General features: G+C 52.4%; 16 protein-coding genes. 10 read left to right on the top strand and 6 right to left on the bottom strand.

From position 1 onward, the window contains the following. Positions 1–51: 51 nt before the first annotated feature. The gene (locus NST44_RS24435) at positions 52–2,070 is read right to left on the bottom strand and encodes an endonuclease MutS2 (protein WP_007129914.1); all 2,019 of its coding nucleotides are present in this window, start codon (positions 2,068–2,070) and stop codon (positions 52–54) included. Positions 2,071–2,671: 601 nt separating this feature from the next. On the opposite strand from NST44_RS24435, the gene pepF reads away from it, so the two are divergent. Continuing rightward, entirely contained in the window at positions 2,672–4,471 is a 1,800-nt protein-coding gene (gene pepF, locus NST44_RS24430) for an oligoendopeptidase F (protein WP_007129915.1), read from the top strand. Positions 4,472–4,528: 57 nt separating this feature from the next. On the opposite strand, the gene NST44_RS24425 is transcribed toward pepF, so the two are convergent. Beyond that, the gene (locus tag NST44_RS24425) at positions 4,529–7,558 is read right to left on the bottom strand and encodes a PAS domain-containing protein (RefSeq protein ID WP_007129916.1); all 3,030 of its coding nucleotides are present in this window, start codon (positions 7,556–7,558) and stop codon (positions 4,529–4,531) included. A gap of 418 nt (positions 7,559–7,976) precedes the next feature. On the opposite strand from NST44_RS24425, the gene NST44_RS24420 reads away from it, so the two are divergent. The 4 genes from NST44_RS24420 (at position 7,977) to NST44_RS24405 (ending at position 10,447) form a co-directional block, all read left to right on the top strand. Beyond that, positions 7,977–8,321, top strand: a complete 345-nt coding sequence (locus NST44_RS24420; protein WP_007129917.1) for a hypothetical protein — start codon at positions 7,977–7,979, stop codon at positions 8,319–8,321. Between the two features lie 266 nt (positions 8,322–8,587). Then, positions 8,588–9,043, top strand: a complete 456-nt coding sequence (locus NST44_RS24415; protein ID WP_007129918.1) for a VOC family protein — start codon at positions 8,588–8,590, stop codon at positions 9,041–9,043. Next, the gene (locus NST44_RS24410; protein ID WP_232239199.1) at positions 9,010–9,834 is read left to right on the top strand and encodes a DNA alkylation repair protein; all 825 of its coding nucleotides are present in this window, start codon (positions 9,010–9,012) and stop codon (positions 9,832–9,834) included. The genes NST44_RS24415 and NST44_RS24410 overlap by 34 nt, the downstream gene beginning before the upstream one ends. Positions 9,835–9,862: 28 nt before the next feature. Next, a complete protein-coding gene (locus NST44_RS24405; RefSeq protein ID WP_007129920.1) occupies positions 9,863–10,447 on the top strand; it encodes a TetR/AcrR family transcriptional regulator in 585 nt (194 codons plus the stop codon). A 204-nt stretch (positions 10,448–10,651) separates the two neighbouring features. Here the strand turns inward: NST44_RS24405 and NST44_RS24400 are convergent, their stop codons facing one another. Both NST44_RS24400 and NST44_RS24395 read right to left on the bottom strand, forming a co-directional pair. Continuing rightward, positions 10,652–11,605 (bottom strand): aldo/keto reductase, encoded by a 954-nt coding sequence (locus NST44_RS24400; protein ID WP_007129921.1) that lies wholly within the window; start codon positions 11,603–11,605, stop codon positions 10,652–10,654. Positions 11,606–11,627: 22 nt separating this feature from the next. Then, entirely contained in the window at positions 11,628–12,623 is a 996-nt protein-coding gene (locus tag NST44_RS24395) for a Gfo/Idh/MocA family protein (protein ID WP_040738639.1), read from the bottom strand. A gap of 126 nt (positions 12,624–12,749) precedes the next feature. Between NST44_RS24395 and NST44_RS24390 the strand changes: the two genes are divergently transcribed. Together NST44_RS24390 and NST44_RS24385 are read left to right on the top strand one after the other, a co-directional pair. After that, complete coding sequence (locus NST44_RS24390; protein ID WP_007129923.1) at positions 12,750–13,586, top strand: helix-turn-helix transcriptional regulator; 837 nt, start codon at positions 12,750–12,752, stop codon at positions 13,584–13,586. 163 nt (positions 13,587–13,749) lie between these two features. After that, complete coding sequence (locus tag NST44_RS24385) at positions 13,750–14,340, top strand: hypothetical protein (RefSeq protein WP_007129924.1); 591 nt, start codon at positions 13,750–13,752, stop codon at positions 14,338–14,340. A 203-nt stretch (positions 14,341–14,543) separates the two neighbouring features. Here NST44_RS24385 and NST44_RS24380 read toward each other — a convergent pair whose 3' ends face one another. Together NST44_RS24380 and NST44_RS24375 are read right to left on the bottom strand one after the other, a co-directional pair. Further along, entirely contained in the window at positions 14,544–15,356 is an 813-nt protein-coding gene (locus NST44_RS24380) for a hypothetical protein (protein ID WP_007129925.1), read from the bottom strand. A gap of 217 nt (positions 15,357–15,573) precedes the next feature. After that, on the bottom strand, positions 15,574–16,188 hold the full coding sequence (locus NST44_RS24375; RefSeq protein ID WP_007129926.1) for a DUF1796 family putative cysteine peptidase: 615 nt from the start codon (positions 16,186–16,188) through the stop codon (positions 15,574–15,576). 469 nt (positions 16,189–16,657) lie between these two features. Here NST44_RS24375 and NST44_RS24370 point away from each other — a divergent pair, with 469 nt between their 5' ends. From NST44_RS24370 to NST44_RS24360, 3 genes are all read left to right on the top strand, one after another. After that, entirely contained in the window at positions 16,658–18,043 is a 1,386-nt protein-coding gene (locus NST44_RS24370; RefSeq protein ID WP_040738595.1) for an MATE family efflux transporter, read from the top strand. A 179-nt stretch (positions 18,044–18,222) separates the two neighbouring features. After that, on the top strand, positions 18,223–18,483 hold the full coding sequence (locus NST44_RS24365) for a metal-sensitive transcriptional regulator (protein ID WP_007129928.1): 261 nt from the start codon (positions 18,223–18,225) through the stop codon (positions 18,481–18,483). Between the two features lie 136 nt (positions 18,484–18,619). Continuing rightward, positions 18,620–18,847: a sulfurtransferase TusA family protein gene (locus NST44_RS24360; protein WP_007129929.1), complete on the top strand. Its 228-nt coding sequence runs from the start codon at positions 18,620–18,622 to the stop codon at positions 18,845–18,847. The last annotated feature ends 10 nt before the right edge of the window (positions 18,848–18,857 follow it).

The raw sequence follows: 18,857 nt of genomic DNA, 5'->3' as shown, positions 1-18,857 counted from the left end.
GGAATCGGTTCAATGTTCTATACTTGGTTGACGGTAACTCCGCCGGCATATTTATATCTCATCCGGCTTTGTCTCGATTGTAAGTCCATCAATATGTTTCCGTTTCATTAAATTTCGTTTCTTGCGGTTCTCTTTGCTCTCAAATACGATGTCGAGATCATAATCATCCGGATACAATTCTTCAGCGGCGATGAACGGCTTCAGCCGCTTGTGGTTGATCCGATGCTTAGCCTGCTGGATCATTACGCCGACATTCCCCTTGGCATCCATCGTCTCATACACGGTGCCGCTTCGCTTCAAATAAGGCACATAGACCCGGTCGCCGAGGCGGAAAAGGGGAGGAGAGGCGGCCTCTACGTTCTCCGTTGCTGTCGCTCTAGTGCCTGAACCCGAGGACGCTGGGGCCGTAGTCGAAGCTTCATCTGCCTCTGCAATCTCCGGAGCCTCTGTGGATGCCGAGCCTGCTTGTGGCAAGGCAGCTGCAGAGTCGATCTCAGCGGCTTTAGCGCTCGTCTCCCCGGCTTCCGCGATGCGGGCCGTTACCGCTTTGGCCTCCGTAATTTCACGGGATCTCGCGATAATCGATTCCGGAATCCCGAGTTTTGCCGCGATAACAAAGGCATAGCTGTGACCTGCCTCGCCAATGCGCAGCCGGTACAGCGGCTCCAGCGTCTCGGTATCGAATTCCATGCGCGCATTTTCAAATCCCGGGGTGCGTGCGGCAAAGTTTTTAATCTCGGTAAAATGGGTGGTTACGACTACAGTTGATTGACGCTTATGAAGTTCCTCCAATATGGCGATCGACAAGCCGACTCCTTCTCCGGGATCGGTCCCTGAGGCCATTTCATCCAGTAAGATCAACGTGGAGCGGCCGGCGGTTTGGAGGATCTCCCGGATGTTGCGAATATGCGCAGAGAAGGTGCTGAGCGCATGCTCGAGGCTTTGCCCGTCTCCGATATCGACCGCAACCTCGTCGAAGACGGCGCACTGGCTGCCTTCTCCAACGGGAACGAGCAGCCCTGATTGCACCATCAGCGTAATGAGTCCGACGGTTTTAAGCGCCGATGTTTTTCCGCCGGTATTGGGGCCTGTAATGATTAACGTCTTATACCGATCGCCGATCGCAAAATCCAGCGGCACCATGGAAGCGCCGATCAGCGGATGCGTAGCGCTCCGGAGCCGGATCAAGCCTTCCTGATTGATGCCGACGTTCCTGCCACCGATGGACAATGCATATTTGCCTCTGGCGATAATGAAATCATATATGCCGACGGTATCCGCATTCATTCTCAGCTCGTGCTCATACTGCTCGGTCATCGAGGTCAGCTCGCTCAGCACTTTGGTCTCCTCACGGGCTTCATCGGCATGCAGCAGATTCAGCTCCATCTGCAGCGTTTGGAGCTCGGAGGGCTCGATAAACACCGTTTGGCCGCTCGCGGATTCATCCAGCACGCTGCCATTCAACATTTTCCGGAACTCCTTCTTGATCGGCAGGACATACCGGTCGCCGCGCTTACTGATGACATGCTCCTGCATGATCCCTTTATAACGGCTGACAAGACTGTCGAGCTTGCGCTTGATCCGTTCTTCGGCAACAAGGATTTTCTTGCGGATTTTGGCCAAATCTTTGCTGGCGCCGTCAACTACCCGGCCGGCATGGATGCTGCGCTCAAGCTCGGACAGCAGCGGCTTCAGCTCATGCATGGAGGAGGCGTAAGAGCTGACGGTCGGTGCGATGGCGCTCTTGTTCTCCATATATTTGATCAGTTGACGGCAGCTGCGAAGGAACTGGATCAGATGCCCGAAATCCCGTTCGGTTAGCACATACCCGGTACCGATCAGGTCGAGAATCAGCTCGATCCCTTCAAGCGACGGTATGGGTACGCTGGCACCCGCATTCAGCAGCGCACGGGCTTCCTCGGTTTCATCCAGCCTGTGGCGAATGGCTTTCAATTGCGTGAGCGGAGTCATGTTCCGGATATGCTGGATACCCAGATACGACATGGCGAAGCGTTCAAGCTCGCCCAGGATCCGGTAATACTCTAATTTGTTTAATGCGGCAGGATTCATGTTCTTCGATTCTCCTTTTTTGTTCATAATGGCTAGGCAATAGGCTTGGTGATCGTCTCATGGGAAACGCAAATAGGGCGGAAAGTGAACATGGGGTTCACTCTCCGCCCGGGCGTGAGGCTATTCCGATTCGGTATGCTCTTAAGCTGCGCCTAAATAACCCTTGGCCTAGGCAAGGGATGACGAACCTAAAAAATCCGCGCCAAAACTGCAGCGCGGATGAGCATAGCATATCTGAATAAAGCCTAAAGGGGCTTCAATTGATATCCGCAGTTCTTAACTAATTCACCGGAGGAAATGTAGATACGCATCAAGAAATAAACATTAACCTCTACAGGTTATGTCCATTATTTACCAACCTTGACGATCATGCATTCCATCCATATGAAATTGGCTTAGTTAAGAACAACCACCGACATCAAAATCTCTCCTTTAGATAAGGTATGGTCCTACTATAAACATATTCCAGATTAATTGTCAAGGGGCAGGAGGGAAATGGCTGTGTTGGTCGAAACTGTGATATGATGAAAATGGTTTCTTAAACGAAAGATGAACAGACGGGATCCATTCGATCGCACAACATGTGAGAGGAGCTGTAGCCATGGGGAAAATGCTGGCTAGAAATGAGGTTAAAGTCGAAGCAACCTGGAATCTGGACGATTTATTCGCGTCGGAGGAGGAATTCGAATCAGGCTTGCAGGACGTAGAAGCGCAGGCAGCCCGATTGACGCGGTTTAAAGGGAGACTGGGCGAGGGGGCGCATGTGCTTCTTGAATGCTTGAACGAGCATGAAGCGCTTATGGAGCGAATCGGGAAGATATCGGCCTATGCCCATCTCCGGCAATCGGAGGATGGGACCAATCCGGCGAATCTTGCGAGAGCTGCCAAGACGGGCGATTTGGTATCGCGGATCAAATCCTCGCTGACATTCCTTGAATCGGAGCTGCTGGAGCTAGAGGAAGGCGTCATCGATACATATATCCATCAGGAGGAAGGGCTTAAGTCGTATGCTCGCAGCCTGGGGCTGCTCCTGGAAACGAAGCCGCACCGGCTCAGTCCCGAATCGGAGCGCGTTCTTGCATCGCTTAGCGAAGTGCTTGGAGCCCCGTACCGTATTTATTTGCGGGGCAAGCTGTCGGATATGACGTTCGACGATATTTCGGTACGGGAAGAAACGATGCCGGTTTCGTTCCGTTTATACGAGAACGCGTATGAGATGTCGGAGGATACCGAGCTCCGCCGTGAAGCGTATGCTTCGTTCACCAAGTCGCTCCTAGGCTCCCGGCACACATTTGCCGAAGCTTACGCGACCGAGGTGAAGAAACAGGTCGTGCTGTCCCGCTTGCGCGGCTACGAGTCCGTGACGGACATGCTCCTGCAGCCGCAGCAGGTGACCAAGGAGATGTACAATCATATCCACGATACGATTCTTTCCGAGCTTGCTCCCCATATGCGCAGGCTCATGGCCCTGAAGAAGCGGGTGCTCGGTCTGGACCGCATGCTGTTCTGCGACTTGAAGGCGCCGATGGATCCGGACTTCAATCCAAGCATAACCTATGAGGAAGCATGTGCTGCAATTACCGATTCCCTGGCGATTCTGGGTTCTGAATATACGGATATCGTCGAGACCGCATTTGCGAACCGCTGGGTGGATTATGCCGACAACATCGGTAAGTCGACGGGGGCCTTCTGTTCCTCGGTTTACGGCGTGCATTCCTATATTCTGGTGACGTGGGCGGACAACATGCGAGGCGCCTTTACGCTGGCGCATGAGATCGGCCATGCCGGCCATCTGATGCTGGCGGCCCGCAACCAGCGCATGACCAATGCTCGGCCTTCCATGTATTTTATCGAAGCCCCGTCAACGATGAACGAGCTTCTGTTGGCAGACCATCTGATGAGCAAATCCCAGGATAAGCGGATGCGCCGCTGGATCATTCTTCAGCTGCTCAGCACCTACTATCACAATTATGTTACGCATCTGCTGGAAGCTGAATTGCAGAGAAGAGTATATGCGCATGCGACGGCGGATCAGCCGATCACAGCAGATACGCTCTCGTCTTTGAAAGGCGCCGTGCTGTCCGACTTCTGGGGAGATGCACTGGAGCTGGACGAAGGCGCTAAGCTGACCTGGATGAGGCAGCCGCATTACTATATGGGCTTGTACCCGTATACCTATGCGGCAGGTCTGACGGCTTCGACGGCCGCGGCACAGCTCATTCGCGAGGAAGGGCAGCCTGCGGTCGATCGCTGGCTGCAAGTGCTTAAGGCTGGCGGCAGCATGACGCCGCTGGAGCTGATGTCACTCGCCGGAGTCGACATGACGACATCCGAGCCGATCTCTAGAGCCGTAGCCTATGTCGGATCGCTGGTGGATGAGCTGGAGTCCTTATACGCTTAAGCTATCACAAAAAAAGGGAGAACCGAAGGCGCGTCTCATGCCAATCGGTTCTCCTTTTTATTCATATGCTTCCTCAACGGGAGTGAGGGACGTGTCCTTTGGCTCTACGGCCCGTGTCGGTATGGAGAAATAGAACGTGGAGCCGCCGAATTCCCGGCTGTCTACCCCGATGATACCGCCCATGAGCTCGACAAGCTTCTTGCTGATCGCGAGTCCCAGCCCGGTGCCGCCGTACTTGCGGTTTAACGATGGATGGAGCTGTGTGAAGGAGAGGAACAGCTGATGCTGACGGTCGGCCGGAATGCCGATCCCGGTATCCGTAACTCGAATCGTCAGCGTAAGCTCACGGGTGCCGATGCGCCGGACGGCGTCGGCAGTCAGCGTCACGCTGCCTTGCTCCGTAAATTTGATGGCATTGCTGATCAAATTGACGAGCACCTGTCGCAGCCGCAAAGGATCCGCAACAATGACATCAGGGACGCTGTCTTCGTTCACGCTCCATGAAAGGGTTAGTCCTTTCTCGCTGGCTTTGGCATTGAACAAGTCTACGACGCTTCCCAGCAGGCTGCGGACATCGATCGGTTCCTCGCCAATCGACATTTTACCGGTCTCGATCCGGCTAAAATCGAGGATATCGTTCAAAATATGCAGGAGCGATTCACCGCTCTCCTTAAGAATGTCCGTATAATTTGCCTGTTCTTCATCGAGGTCGGTCGTCTTTAGGAGATCGATCATCCCCATTATGCCGTTCATCGGCGTACGAAGCTCATGGCTCATCATCGTCAAAAATTCCGTCTTGGCCTGATCTGCCCGCTCAGCCGATTCTTTGGCGCGTATGATCTCTTTCTCATCGGTAATATCGCGGAATACCATCACGGCACCTTTGCGCTCGCCCCGATCCCAAATCGGATTGACTTGGTAATTGGCCAGGAAGCTGGTTCCATCGCGCCGCCACAGCACGATTTCGGTTCGAAGGAGAGGCGTTCCTTGCAAGAGAGCCATCTCAAGCGGGGAGTTCCTCCCGCGGTAAAAGCTGCCGTCATGCCGAATCTCCCTGATGATTTGATCGCAGGATCTGCCGATGACATCACCCGCATCTTCCCCCAGCATGGACGCACCGGCCGGATTGATGAAGGCGACTTTGCCGTTAATGTCCAGCCCGATAATGCCTTCGGACACCGTGTTCAGCAGCAGCGTGAGCTCGCGACTCAGCTTCTTGATCTCCTCCATCGAACGGTTGCGCTCCGTAATGTCCCGGGTAATTCCATAAACGCCGACAACTTCTTCATCTACGATGATCGGAATGTTAACGGTATTGATTTCGATCGGATGACCATCCTTGTGAATGATCGACAGGTCATAGCTCTGCGGGTTTCCTTCCTTCGCTTGGTTAAAATGGTACTGCGTCCGCGGCAGATCCTTATCCGCCACGATGGGACCGTAATACATGCCGACAAGCTCGTCCAGCGAATAACCGGTTAATTTCTGCAAATTCGGATTGGCCGTCAAATACTCGCCTTCCAGATTCATGGAGTAGACGGCAAGCGGATTGTACTCGAACAGCGATCGGTACCGCTGCTCGCTTTCCTTCAGCTTGAATTCGATACGCTTCCGTTCGGATATATCGCGGGCGATGGAGATGATTTCACGATGCCCGTCCTGTCCCGTAATGAACTTGCAGTTCACTTCGAACCAAATGTGCCTGCCGTCTTTATGTAAGTAACGGAAGGTGATCGGGGTAAGGGAGGTCTCGTCTAAGGTTCGCTGCAAATACGCTTTGAGCGGCCCGATGTCCTCCGGATATACGTAATCGAATGCACTGGTCCCCACAAGCTCTTCAGGACTATAACCGAGGAGCGAATAACAGGAAGGCGAGCAATATAGAAAGGTACAGTCGTCAATCGTATTCCGCGATATGAAATCCAGCGAATTTTCCGTGATCAGCCTGTATTTCTTCTCGTTCTCAACCAATTGCTGCGCGATCAGTGATTCTTCGGTAATATCCTGGGCCATTCCGACCAGTTCGATCGGTTTGCCTTCGCTTCGGGCCGATACTTCCCACTGTGCCCGGAGCGTACGAATGGTGCCACCTTCAACCTGAATCCTGTAAATAATCTCGTCGGGCTGTCCCTTGATTGCCGACAGGATCGCACGCCGGAGACGTTTGCGGTCTTCGGTGACAACCGCGGAAAGAAGGGATTTATGATCACGCTCAACCGGCTCCAGTTGGTAGCCGTAAATTCGGCGTATTTCTTCACTGAAGGATAATGTCCGGGTCACAAGATCCCATCTCCAGGAACCGATTTTGGCGATCCGCTGGGCACGGGCGAGCGTGTCTTCATCGATTTTGCGCTTGGTAATATTGCGTGCGATCGCCAGCACCTTTGTTATTTGACCTTCGGCCCCCCGGATGACGTGGAAGGAGGTTTCAAACCATAGATAGTGTCCGTCTTTATGGCGGATACGCCTATTGAATATTTCGCTATCCGAGAACAGCTTTCCGGGCTGTTTCATTTCTTCGGAGTCGGCCGAATGGTAAAACTCGGCGCGATGCCTGCCAACCATCTCTTCCTGACGATATCCTAACAAGTGGGTTGCGGAAGGGGAGATGTATTCAATGATTCCATCGGCATTGCTGATCGAGATGAGATCTTGTCCGCTCTTCAGGATGAGCGCAAGCAGCTCCTCCTGACGGATCATCGGCAAGGGGGCTTCCTTGATCTCCGCTCGGTCAATGCAGCACAGGATGAGCGGTTCTTTCCCGTTTGCCGGTGACGCCAAGAGAGAGAACTCCGCGGTTATGGACATTGCCCGTCCATCCGCGGACTGAAATGAAATCTTCTCCTGAAGTCCATTGGCGACATCATAGCTTTCAATTCGCTGCAAAGCTTTTTGGGAGAGGCCCTTCAGAACCAGGAGCTCGCGAGGCTTTCGCGTCAGCAGCTCGGAACGCGTGGATCCAAGGATTTCGCAGAAGCGTTCGTTCATCATCACAATCTGCTCTGTCTTTAAGGATATCAAAACCGCCCCGACAGGCAGTTTGTTAAACATGGGTTCCCAGAACCAATCTTCCGTAAAATTCCTCATATCATAGGCTGCCTCCCTGAGAAATGCTCTACCACTTGATCATAGTGGATCGTTCATTGTTCTAGCAATAGATAAAAGGATACAAATCAACATGACAAAACTTATGCGAAAGAGCTTACCGGTAAGCCCTGCGCGTACGAGGTTTGGTGCAAATATGTAGGATGGTACCGAACATGCTCGCCTTTAGCGGGTATTGACACATTTTTATGGGAACCTCCGGTTTCCGCCCTTCAGAAAACAGCTCCTGCGTCTTGTGATAATCCCGCATATGTGTGCTTATACAATTCGTAACCTCCTTGTTTGGTTGTACTATACCCGTATCATTCTGCGTTTAAACTGCTTTTCAGTTGTAGGCTAACACCCTATGCGGGATAATTGCATACTATGCAGGGTAGAAGATAACGAAGGAGGAAGTTTCATGAACACATATCCATCTCAACAACAAATGCTGTTTCAATGCGATCATCATATGGCCCATTCCATGAAAAAGCATAAGGAGAACGCCCATGCTGCCTTGAAAAAGGCGATGAAGCACAAAGTTCGCGTAGAGACGCTGGATGATGAAGTCTTCGAGGGGGTCATCATCAATGTAGACGCCAAATACGTATATATCCAGATCGAGCAGGAAGGAAGCAGAGGCTTTTATCCCGGCTATCCATATCCGAGACCGCCGTTTGCGCCGTATCCGTACAATCCGTATTACAGCAACGTTATCCTGCCGCTCGCACTGTTTGACCTGCTGGCCGTCAGCCTGCTGTGGTAATTATTCATTAGTGCGCGGGGTGCTCCTGAAGGTTCTTGGACCAGGTGCACCCCTTATTTGATAGAGCGATGAAGATCGGCACCCCGCGTGTCAGTGAATAATGGCATTGACGAAAAATACGAGAAAACTGCCGTTGGTTCACGCAGCTTCTCCTCCATCTAGCGTCGATTTTTTGAAGGGAGCGGAAAAAATAATTTCAGCTATTTACATACATGCTGTATGTATGTTAGATTTAAGCCAATCATGAATAAGGAGTTGTTGATCCAGTGAACGTACAAGGCTTTTACCCGGTTATTATGTCCGGGCACATGGAGGAGAGTAAGGATTTTTATACCCGTTTATTTGGCTTTGAGGTTGTCTTTGAAGCGGACTGGTACATAAGCTTGAAAAGAAATGCCGGACCGGACAAGCTGTATGAGCTCGCCGTATTGTCTTGGAATCATGAAACGGTGCCGGCTGCTTTTCAGAGAGAGGTGCAGGGATTGATTCTCAATTTTGAGGTGGACAATGTCGACGCTGAATACGACCGGCTGATCAAGCAAGAGGGTCTCCCGCTTCATTTGGACATTCGCGACGAGGCGTTTGGCCAAAGGCATTTCATCACAAGCGATCCGAGCGGCGTGCTGATCGACATGATCCAGATTATTCCGCCATCCGAGGCCTTTGCGGACAATTACAAGGAAGACGTATGGACCGATCCGGAACCCAAGGCCGTCCAATGACACATTCCCAGCCCTTAAAGAATTATTTCGGGAGGGAGCTTGCCCTGACCCTATCGGATTTGATTCAGCCGCTCGTGGCCCGGTTTCCTGTCGACTCCTTCGTGGAGGCCGTAACCCGGCAATCCGAATCCCTTGAGCTCAAAGGGAGAGTTGCGATGATCGCGGCCGAGCTTCATCAAGCGTTGGCCATGCCGTATGAGGGCAGTTTGGAAGTGCTGCTTGACATCCTCGGCCCGGAAAATGAAACCGAGCAGGGCATGTTCACGAACGGCTATTTTTTAATGCCGGTTGCGTACTATGTCGAGCGTTACGGACTTCAGCATTTTGACCTGTCCATGCATGCCTTATATGAAATCACGAAGCGGCATACTTCGGAGTATGCCATCCGCCCTTATTTGCTGAAGTATGAGGATCAGTGCCTTGAACGATTGAAAGCGTGGAGAACGGATTCCAGCCTGCATGTCCGCCGACTCGTCAGCGAGGGGACACGTCCCCGTCTCCCTTGGGCTAAGCGGATTCCGGTTATAAAGGGGGATCCTTCGCATCACCTTGCTTTGATCGAGCCGCTGCTGAATGATCCATCGTTGTATGTCAGAAAATCCGTGGCCAATCATCTGCACGACCTAAGCAAGGATTACCGGGATTTCGTCATTACTTGGCTGGCGGAGCGACAGCACAGCGGCGGGGAGCATTTTCCTTGGATCGTCCGGCATGCGTGCAGATCATGGATGAAGGGCAGCGAAATGAAGAGCATGCACGAGCTTTTCTCTTCTGCTATATTTACAACATAGAATGAAGATTTGAAGAGAGGCATTTACGATGAAAAGAAGCAAGACGGAAGCGCAGGAGACGATGGAACGTCTGCTGCAGGTTGCAAGAGAAGAGTTCGCGGACAAAGGCTATGCAGACACCGCACTGGAGATGGTCGCGGATATCGCCCAAGTAACCCGGGGCGCGCTCTATCATCATTTTAAGAATAAAAAAGGGCTGTTTCTCGCCGTCCTGGATCTCGTACAGCGCGAAGTTTCAGAACGCGTCGCCTCGGAGGCGGGCCGTTCAAGCGAACCCTGGGAGCAGCTTCTGCTGGGCTGCCGGGCTTTTATCGCCGCGGCGGTAGAACCGCAGAACATGCGGATCATGCTGATCGATGGTCCGGCAGTCGCCGGCTGGGAGACTTGGCGCCAGATGGACGAAATCCATTCGATGCGTCATCTGCGGGAACAGCTGGATGGGATGCAGCAGAAGGGGGAGATGAAACAGCTGCCCGTCGATGCGATGACCCATGCGTTATCTGGCGCAATGAATGAATGCTCGTTGTGGGTGGCGGAAGCGGAGGATACGGCTCAGGCAGCTGATGATTCGATGCGGATTATTGAAACGATGCTGACGGGATTTAGGCGCTGACAGGCCATACTCCGATCGCGGATATCGAAATAGGAGATAAGCAGCCGGCCGGCAAGGAAAAAGCACCCGAATGGAGGGGTTCTCCAAAGTTCGGATGCTTTTTTTTAAAAAAAATTTATGCTCAGCAGAATTATGTGTGCTGCGAGGGAGGCTCAGGTCTGCAGCGTTCGAAAACCTCCTGCTGCCCTTCATCCATCCGGTCGATCAGCTTAACGATAGAGGGAGTTGTTCGCTCGTAAGATCAAGCCAATCCAATTCTTCCCGCGTCAGCTTGATCTTCGCTCCCTCATCACAGGATTTTAGTTCTTCCGCGTTTTGGGCGCCGATCAGCGCGCAGGTCGGGAAGGGCTGATTCAGGACATAAGCGAGTGCGATCTGAATCGTCGTAACCTGCTTGGCTTCGGCAAGCTTCTTGGCCCGCTCGAGCCGCTCCCAGTTGGCATCGCTATAGAACACACGGACCAGATCTGCGTTGTCCCGCACCTCGGGAGTGAATCGCCCCGTGAAAAATCCTCTGGCCTGCGACGACCAGGACAATAGCGGGAATTGCTCGGCTTCATGCCATGCGCATGTCTCTGCATCCGCAGATACGCAGCCTTTCCAGAAAGGCTCATTCGGTTTCGCAAGGCTCAAATTCGGACTGCTGAAGGAGAAGCCGACGAGTCCGTTCGCTTCCGCATATTGATTTGCCTCCCGGATCCGTTCCCAGGTCCAGTTGGACACGCCGATCGCTTTCACGGTTCCGGATTCGATATATTCGTTGAGCGCCTCCACTACCTCGCCAGCCGGAACATTCGGATCGTCGCGATGCAGTGCGTACAGATCGATATAGTCGGTCTGCAGCCGCTGCAGGCTGTCGGTGATGTCATTCTTGATATCCTTCCGGGTCACGCGCGGTCCGTTCTGGTCGTGGTGAGCGCCCTTGGTCAGAATAACAAGCTGCTCCCGGTTGCCACGCTCCTGCATATAACGACCGATCACTTCCTCGCTTTGGCCGCCGCAATAAATATGGGCCGTATCGATCGAATTGCCACCGATGGCCAGAAATGCGTCCAGATTGGCAGCTGCCCGCTCGTAGGAATCATGGTAGAAGTAGTCCGATCCTTTCATCAGCACGGAGACGGGTTTGTTCAATCCCTTGATTGAAATATACTTCATGTTCATACCTCCTTTAAAAATGTCACAGTACGATTCTTGACCGCTCATGGGCGGATTTCAGACATGCGTCAATGACCCTCATATTACGGACGGCATCTTCTGTTGTGTATCGGAGCGGCTTGCCGTCCAGTACCGCTTCGGCGATACGGTCACCCTGCTCGCTGTATGCGTTGGCGGAAGGAACCTCGATTTCCTTCCGGCCTTCACCGGTCGTCAAGAAGAAATTGGCCCCGTTCTCGGGCAGGCTGTATGCATACGGCACCTCGATTAGCCCTTCGGTCCCCACGATTTCAAGCGGATTACGGTAGGCGGCCCACATGCCGCAGTCAAAGGTCAGCGATACGGCACCTTCAAATTCGACCAGTCCGGATGCCATCATGTCGACATGATCATGCTCCGGCGAGAAGAAGGCCTGGACGGTAACGGCTTCAGGCTCTTTATCGAGCAAAATCCGGGCTGCGTTAATCGGGTAACAGCCGACGTCATAAATGGAACCGCCGCCCCAGTCCTTACGGAACCGGACGTTGCCTTGGTTGGCCGAGCTGTTAAAGGTGAAGGCGCTGCGGATGCCTCGGATCTCGCCGATCGCTCCGGATGCGATATATTCCTTCAAGATATCGTACCGCGGGTGGTAACGGTACATGAACGCTTCGGCCAGAATCACGCCGGCCTTCGCTGCGGCATCAGCCATCTCGGCGGCTTCGGCCTCCGTCAGCGCGATCGGCTTCTCGCAGAGCACATGCTTTCCGGCTTCGGCCGCTCGGATGCTCCATTCTTTATGTAAATGGTTAGGAAGGGGAATGTAGACCGCATCAATGTTAGGATCCTCGAGCAGGGCTTCATAGCTTCCATACGAGATATTTATGTTAAGCTCTTCGGCGAGTTGCCTTGCTTTATCCTCCTGCCGGCTCGCGATGGCTGCAACTTCATTGCGACGGGATTGCTGGAGTCCGGGAATGACCGCACGCTTGGCGATGCTGGCGCAGCCCAAAATGCCCCACCGTAGTTTCTTGCTCATCTTCATCAGTTCCTCCTTCGTTACTTGAGTAAGATTATATTGCGATTATAAGAGAGAATAATTAAAATTAATATAATATTATTTTGTATTGGATTAAAACAATATTGTCATCGAGGAGACCTAGGAATGAAACGCCAAATCCACTTGCTGACCCTGCCGGAGATGCCGTTCTTCTGCTTTCCCGAATCGGTGGGCATTTACCGGGAGGAGCCGGAGCACTCGGTTACGCGGGCTGCCGGGGCACTGAACAATTTCAACATTCATTACGTCGCTTCCGGTACGGGGTATGTGGAAATCGATCAGCAAGTGCATACGCTGGGGCCCGGCGAAGCCGTCCTGTATTTCCCCATGCAGGCACAGCGTTATTACAGCAGCGAAGATGACCCATGGGACGTCCGCTGGTTCCATTTTTACGGGAGCGGGCTGCAAAATTATTTGATCGAACGGGAATTTCATCGCAGTCCGCTGTGGAGTGTCCGTCAGCCTGCTGCATTTGAGGAGGCGCATGAAACGCTGTTAAAGGAGGCGGAGAGGCATCGGATGCTGAACCCGGCCCAGCTGTCGACGCTAACCTATTCGCTGCTGACGGTCTTCGTGGAGCAGGCATCCGCGCTCTCTGACCATAAATCCAGCAACTCGGGCAGCCGTATTCTCGAATTGCTGCCGATCATTCAGCAGGAAGCCGCCAAGCCGTTTATACTGGAGGAATGGGCATCAAGGATCGGGGTAAGCACCTATTACTTCTGTAAGCTCTTTCGAAACGTCATGGAAATGACGCCGATGGAATTCGTCACCAGGTGCCGCCTGCAAATGGCCAAGCAATGGCTGCTGGAACACAAGGACAAGACGATCGGACAAATTGCCGTTGAGGCTGGATATCCGAGCGTCAGCTACTTTAATAAGCGGTTTATGGAGCATGAAGGGATGACGCCGTCTTCCTACCGGCGCTTGCACGGAGGATAGTCTGGTCGTCCTGTTCCCACGTACGGGAACGAGCCCGACTTAGGTCCAGGTTCTAATCACTTCTAGAGTCGGTTTTGGCTTTGGTTTAACCGGATTACAATGGAGTTAACGAGGGATTTGACGAAATCCTGACCGATGATCAAGTTAAACGGGGGAAAGACCAATGTCCGATACAAAGAACTTATATATATTGCTAACCGATACGGGAACGATGTTTACGAGGCTGATCAAGCGAATTACGGCTGCGCCGTATAACCACGCTTCCATTGCATTGGATGGCCAGCTTAATGAGGTGTTCAGCTTCGGCCGGAAATGTGCCGATAATCCTTGGGTGGGAGGCTTTGTGGAGGAAGACGTATATGAAGGAACCTTCAGCCATTTTCCGGGTACGCGATGCGCGTTATTGCGCTTTGAGGTGACTCAGGAGCAATATGATCAGGTCCGCGCGGTGATCCAGCGCTATAAAGACGAGGAGGACGCCTACCGGTATAATCTGATCGGATTGTTCGGTGTTCTAATGAGGCTGGATATTACGAGAGAGCGGTCCTACTTCTGCTCTCAATTCGTTGCCGAGACGTTGCGCCAGAGCGGGATTCGCCTGTGGGACCGTTCGTCCACGCTGGTGACGCCGCATGATTTTCTGCTGCACCCCTCGATGGAGGTAGTGTATGAAGGCATGCTGTACGACTATCCGCTTCTAGATCAGACGAGACTGGCAAGCTTCCATCATCCGCTTCAATCGGCGGCACAGTAGAAGGCATCCTGAGGTGCTTGGCATACAGTTGGATAGGATAACGATCATCCTCTGCCGTCCGGCAGAGGATGATTTATTGTGGCCGCTACTCTCCAATGGGAGTCGAGCCGATCCTCATTCGAATCGTGTCCATACTTTCCTATTGAAGTTGTGTCGATACTTTTCAAGCTTGATTCGTCACTAGCCCATAGACAGGGATGCCGTTATTTGATGTGACCATTAGCCTGCCGGATTATCGTTTCGATCCGCTGTTCGTGTTGGAAAACGCTCTTCTTCTTCGCCAGAATTTGGCCGGAGAGGGTGAGCATCCGTGCCAAGGTATCCGATGTCCGTGACGGATCCTGCGACTTTACGGCGGCTTTAAAGTTCTTCCATTCGGTGTTCAACAGCTTGTTCGGGGTCGAGATCGCACTCTTGTCGCTTTTGATTTTGCTCTTATACGGCTCGATCCCGGATAGCACGGACCGCACTTTGGCCGCCTTGCCGGTACGTTCCTTCTTGGCTGCCGTCAGCGCCGCTTGCTTCTGCTTGATATCCTGCCTCCCAATATTCACCAGCAGCTTCATGCTGTTAGCCTGCGTCTGCAGCATCTTGGATAACGTCTTGTCCTTCAATTTCTTGGCTGCCGCAACCTGCCTGTTTAGCGCCGTGTAGCTGTCGAATAAAGGCTGATATTTACGCTTCGCCGCATTCAGCTGTTCCTCCAGATTGCGGATCTTGTCTTTATCCAGATCGCTGATCCTTCTGCGCACTTCCGAAGCCTTGGCTTCGTTGGCATAATGCAGCGAAGCGATTTTATCATCCCATTCCATGGTCTCTTTCCGTTCGGCTTTAAACGTATCATACTGCTTGAGCAGCCTGGTACCGCCCGACCCGCCGGCACGGCCTGCGGTTTCGCTTAGCTGATGGTTGATCGCATCCGTGAATTCGATCGCTGCGGCCGCGGCCTCCCGGACCGGCACTAGACCAATTATCAATTGCATCGCAAGATAGATCATGAACATTTTCTTCATCATGACAGTAATGCCCCTTCCATCCATTGGATTCGTTCCGAAAAGCCGCTCGTAAGCTCATACGAAGTCCGGGTAACAACGCAAAAAAGCACCCGGGCAGCAGGCGTCAATGCCTGGCTTACGGGTGCTTCCTTCGTAAGAATCCAGAATTAGTTTAGTAAAATATACAATATATAACCTATATTTGTCAATCATGTCTATGGTAAATTCTTTAAAAAGTTTAAGCGAGTCGAATCTTTGACAGAATCGCTGCCCATGCTTCCGTATCGCCTTCCCACGTCCTGCCTTTCGGGATGCGAACAAGCCTGGCATCTTCAGCGAACGAAGGCAGCTCCACGATGTCCGAGTCTTCTCCATGAAGAATAAATAGCATGGAAATATGGGGATTGGCATACGTTTCATGGATGGAGGCATAGATGGCTTCGGCATCCTGCTGATGTTGAATGATCCGCACGAGAAGAACGCTTTGGCCGGATGCCAGGCAATCATTAAACCGTGCGATTCTTCGATCCAGCCGTTCCCGAAATTCGGCATAGTCGTGTAGCGGCGGCTGGTCGGGCGTATTTTTAAAATCGTGAAATGACAAACAGGTTGACTGCCGATCGCGCACATAGTAGGTGTTTACGGATTTGCCGTAGATCTCCAAATGCTCGAGCTGCATAAAGCCTTCAAGCCGTCTGCGGATCATGCCGCAAAAATCGGCGGTCGATGCGAAATTGAACCAATCCCAGGGACCTGCCTGACGCCGCAGACCGTTTCGCTTGAGCTGAGCGGCAACCTGGCAGTTATGCCCTAGGCTGAAAATTGCCTCGTACCGGTACGGTTGTGTCTCCATTTCGAAGACCTCCCTTCCAATCTATCATTTCTTATTCTATGTTGATTGATAGAAAGGGTAAGGGCGCAGGAGAATTACAAGGAGCGCTTTAACCTCCTTAACCAACCGTCACAGGTAATTGTTTCGGTAAGCGGATGCGGACCGTTTCGGGCAATCTTCTTTCATTTCCGGCATTTGCATTATTGTGATAGCGGGAAGCTCCCATATACGGCGGTTTACGGTCTATTACTATGGAGCCGGCTCATTGACAGGAGTAGAGGTCAGGTGATATTCTCCAATCAAACACGGGGTTTATCCGGGAAGACAACGAAACGATCCGAATCTGCCCCCTTGCCGCGGGCCCTGCTCCGGCTTGTGAGGTCGGTTACGGCGGCAGCGAATATACCGTTAACCAGAAGCTCTTCACTTACGAAGAGTTTTTTTCATGGCGGAAGAACCGTGTACTACAGCGAAAAGAATGTGATGACAGATGTTGGTTCGACTACGAACCCGAATGAACGGTTTACTACAAAATCATTTTTCCGGAGAGTCGATGGACTACCGGCAAATCTTTGCACTCATGCTTCCGATTCTGATCGACCAGGCTTTTATCATCGGCCTTAACTTGGTCAACACGGCGATGATCAGTTCCTCGGGAGTGGCGGCGGTCAGTGCCGTCAACATGGTCGATGCGCTGAATATTTTTCTGATCAACGTATTCGTAGCGGTGGCTACCGGAGGTACGGTCGTGGTCGCACAGTATAAAGGCAGCGGCAATGGGCAGATGGTGTCCAGGGCTTCTGCGGCTACGGTCACCTCGGTGACGTTTATTGCACTAGCGATCGCGCTGCTTATCATCGGGCTGCATAATCCGATACTCCAGCTTCTGTTCGGCTCCGCTTCGCCGGAGGTATTGGAGAGTGCCCGGATCTACCTGATCGGCAGCGGAACATCCTTTCTAGGAATTGCGGTCGTACAGGCGGTATGCGGAGCGCTCAGGGGCATCGGAAAGACGCGGGCCTCGCTTGCGCTGTCGCTGATTATGAATCTGCTGTATGTGGTGCTGAATATTTTATTTATTACGCTGCTGCATATGGGGGTCTTCGGCATGACCCTGGCCATTAACATTGCCCGTTTTGCGGGCGCGGCCTGCGCGCTGTATTATTTATTCAAGGTCGACGCAACGCTGCATATCCGGCTGAAGGACTTGTTTCATTTTCCATTGTCGATGCTTCGCAAAATCATGTTTATCGGCCTTCCGTTCGCGGCAGAGCAGATGTTCTTCAACGGGGGAAAGCTGCTGACGCAGGTGTTTATCGTAAGCTTAGGCACCTATGCGATCGCTACGAATGCGATCGGCGGATCACTCGCGATGCTGACGCAAATACCCGCGAGCGCCTTGTCGCTGACGATCGTAACGGTAGTCGGCCAATGTATCGGCCGGGGGGATATTGCGGATGCCCGGAAGTTCATCCGGTCATTTCTATGGCTGGGTGCCATCTCTCTGGCGGTAATGGGACTTATCCTGATCCCGCTGTTCAATCCGCTCGTCGGATTGTTTAATCCGCCGCAGGAAATCGTGCATGAACTGTTCGTTGTCATGCTGATCAACGTGATCATTCAGGTCCCGCTGTGGTCGATCAGCTTCATACTCCCCTCCGCACTCCGGGCGGCGGGAGATTCACGGTTTACTTCCATTACCTCCATGATGACCATGTGGCTGTTTCGGGTCATCCTCGGTTACATCATGGGGATCGTGCTCGGCTGGGGCATTCTCGGCGTCTGGCTCGCCATGAACTGCGAGTGGGGCGTGCGGGGCGCGCTCTTCCTATGGCGGTTCCGCGGCAAAAAGTGGTATGCGCATAAACTGATTTAGCTATCATCCCTATATGAGCTAAGCCCCTATCGCGGGGCTTTTTTTATTTCTTCGGCTGACCTGGATCATTTTTCTAACTTGACTATATACCCGGTGGGGTATATATTATAAGCGTGCCACATCCGTATTCTTAGGCTTAATCCTTGAATTTGGATGGAATAAACCGAGGAGGTATGAGGGTGAGATACGATGATCAGATGAAGAACCGGGTAAAACGGATCGAAGGCCAGCTCCGCGGCATTCTGAGGATGATGGAGGAAGGGAAGGATTGCAGGGAAGTCATTACGCAGCTATCGGCGACGCGCGCAGCGATGGACCGGGCGATCGGCGTCATCGTCAGCGCCAACCTCGTGGACTGCGTCAAAGAGGCTGTGGAGAAAGGCCGGGATACGGAGCAGCTAGTGGTTGAAGCGGTGAATCTGCTCGTCCAGAGCAGATAACGTCACAGGCTATCTAAAAGGGCATTTGACCCAGGGATCAGAATTCGCAAAGGGTTGATGTCCATTTGTTTTATCATATTATATACCCATGGGGGTATAAATTAAATGGTTGAAACTACGAAGGAGGAATTTTGGAATGCGTGCTGATCAAGTATTGGATGCCAAAGGCTTGGCATGCCCAATGCCAATCGTTAAAACGAAGAAGGCAATGAAAGACATGGAGCAGGGACAAGTGCTCGAGATTCATGCTACTGATCCGGGCGTGAAGAGCGATTTGACGGCCTGGGCCCAATCGATGGGGAACGAACTGCTCGAGCACCGTGAGGAGGACGGCGTGTTGAAGTTTTGGATCCGCAAAGGATGATTTTTGTATC

The sequence above is a fragment of the Paenibacillus sp. FSL W8-0919 genome (genome assembly GCF_038003785.1).
Classification (GTDB): domain Bacteria; phylum Bacillota; class Bacilli; order Paenibacillales; family Paenibacillaceae; genus Paenibacillus_AQ; species Paenibacillus_AQ lactis.
Note: the sequence above shows the minus strand (reverse complement) of the source record. Positions and strands in the feature narration are given on the sequence as shown.

What these genes read in the sequence shown, in the direction of transcription:
- NST44_RS24395 (WP_040738639.1), bottom strand. Translation starts at nt 12,623, where the DNA reads ATGAGCAAGAAACTACGGTGGGGCATTTTGGGCTGCGCCAGCATCGCC.
- NST44_RS24390 (WP_007129923.1), top strand. Translation starts at nt 12,750, where the DNA reads ATGAAACGCCAAATCCACTTGCTGACCCTGCCGGAGATGCCGTTCTTC.
- NST44_RS24435 (WP_007129914.1), bottom strand. Translation starts at nt 2,070, where the DNA reads ATGAATCCTGCCGCATTAAACAAATTAGAGTATTACCGGATCCTGGGC.
- NST44_RS24420 (WP_007129917.1), top strand. Translation starts at nt 7,977, where the DNA reads ATGAACACATATCCATCTCAACAACAAATGCTGTTTCAATGCGATCAT.
- NST44_RS24405 (WP_007129920.1), top strand. Translation starts at nt 9,863, where the DNA reads ATGAAAAGAAGCAAGACGGAAGCGCAGGAGACGATGGAACGTCTGCTG.
- NST44_RS24400 (WP_007129921.1), bottom strand. Translation starts at nt 11,605, where the DNA reads ATGAAGTATATTTCAATCAAGGGATTGAACAAACCCGTCTCCGTGCTG.
- NST44_RS24425 (WP_007129916.1), bottom strand. Translation starts at nt 7,558, where the DNA reads ATGAGGAATTTTACGGAAGATTGGTTCTGGGAACCCATGTTTAACAAA.
- NST44_RS24360 (WP_007129929.1), top strand. Translation starts at nt 18,620, where the DNA reads ATGCGTGCTGATCAAGTATTGGATGCCAAAGGCTTGGCATGCCCAATG.
- pepF (WP_007129915.1), top strand. Translation starts at nt 2,672, where the DNA reads ATGGGGAAAATGCTGGCTAGAAATGAGGTTAAAGTCGAAGCAACCTGG.
- NST44_RS24375 (WP_007129926.1), bottom strand. Translation starts at nt 16,188, where the DNA reads ATGGAGACACAACCGTACCGGTACGAGGCAATTTTCAGCCTAGGGCAT.
- NST44_RS24410 (WP_232239199.1), top strand. Translation starts at nt 9,010, where the DNA reads ATGGACCGATCCGGAACCCAAGGCCGTCCAATGACACATTCCCAGCCC.
- NST44_RS24370 (WP_040738595.1), top strand. Translation starts at nt 16,658, where the DNA reads ATGTTGGTTCGACTACGAACCCGAATGAACGGTTTACTACAAAATCAT.
- NST44_RS24385 (WP_007129924.1), top strand. Translation starts at nt 13,750, where the DNA reads ATGTCCGATACAAAGAACTTATATATATTGCTAACCGATACGGGAACG.
- NST44_RS24380 (WP_007129925.1), bottom strand. Translation starts at nt 15,356, where the DNA reads ATGATGAAGAAAATGTTCATGATCTATCTTGCGATGCAATTGATAATT.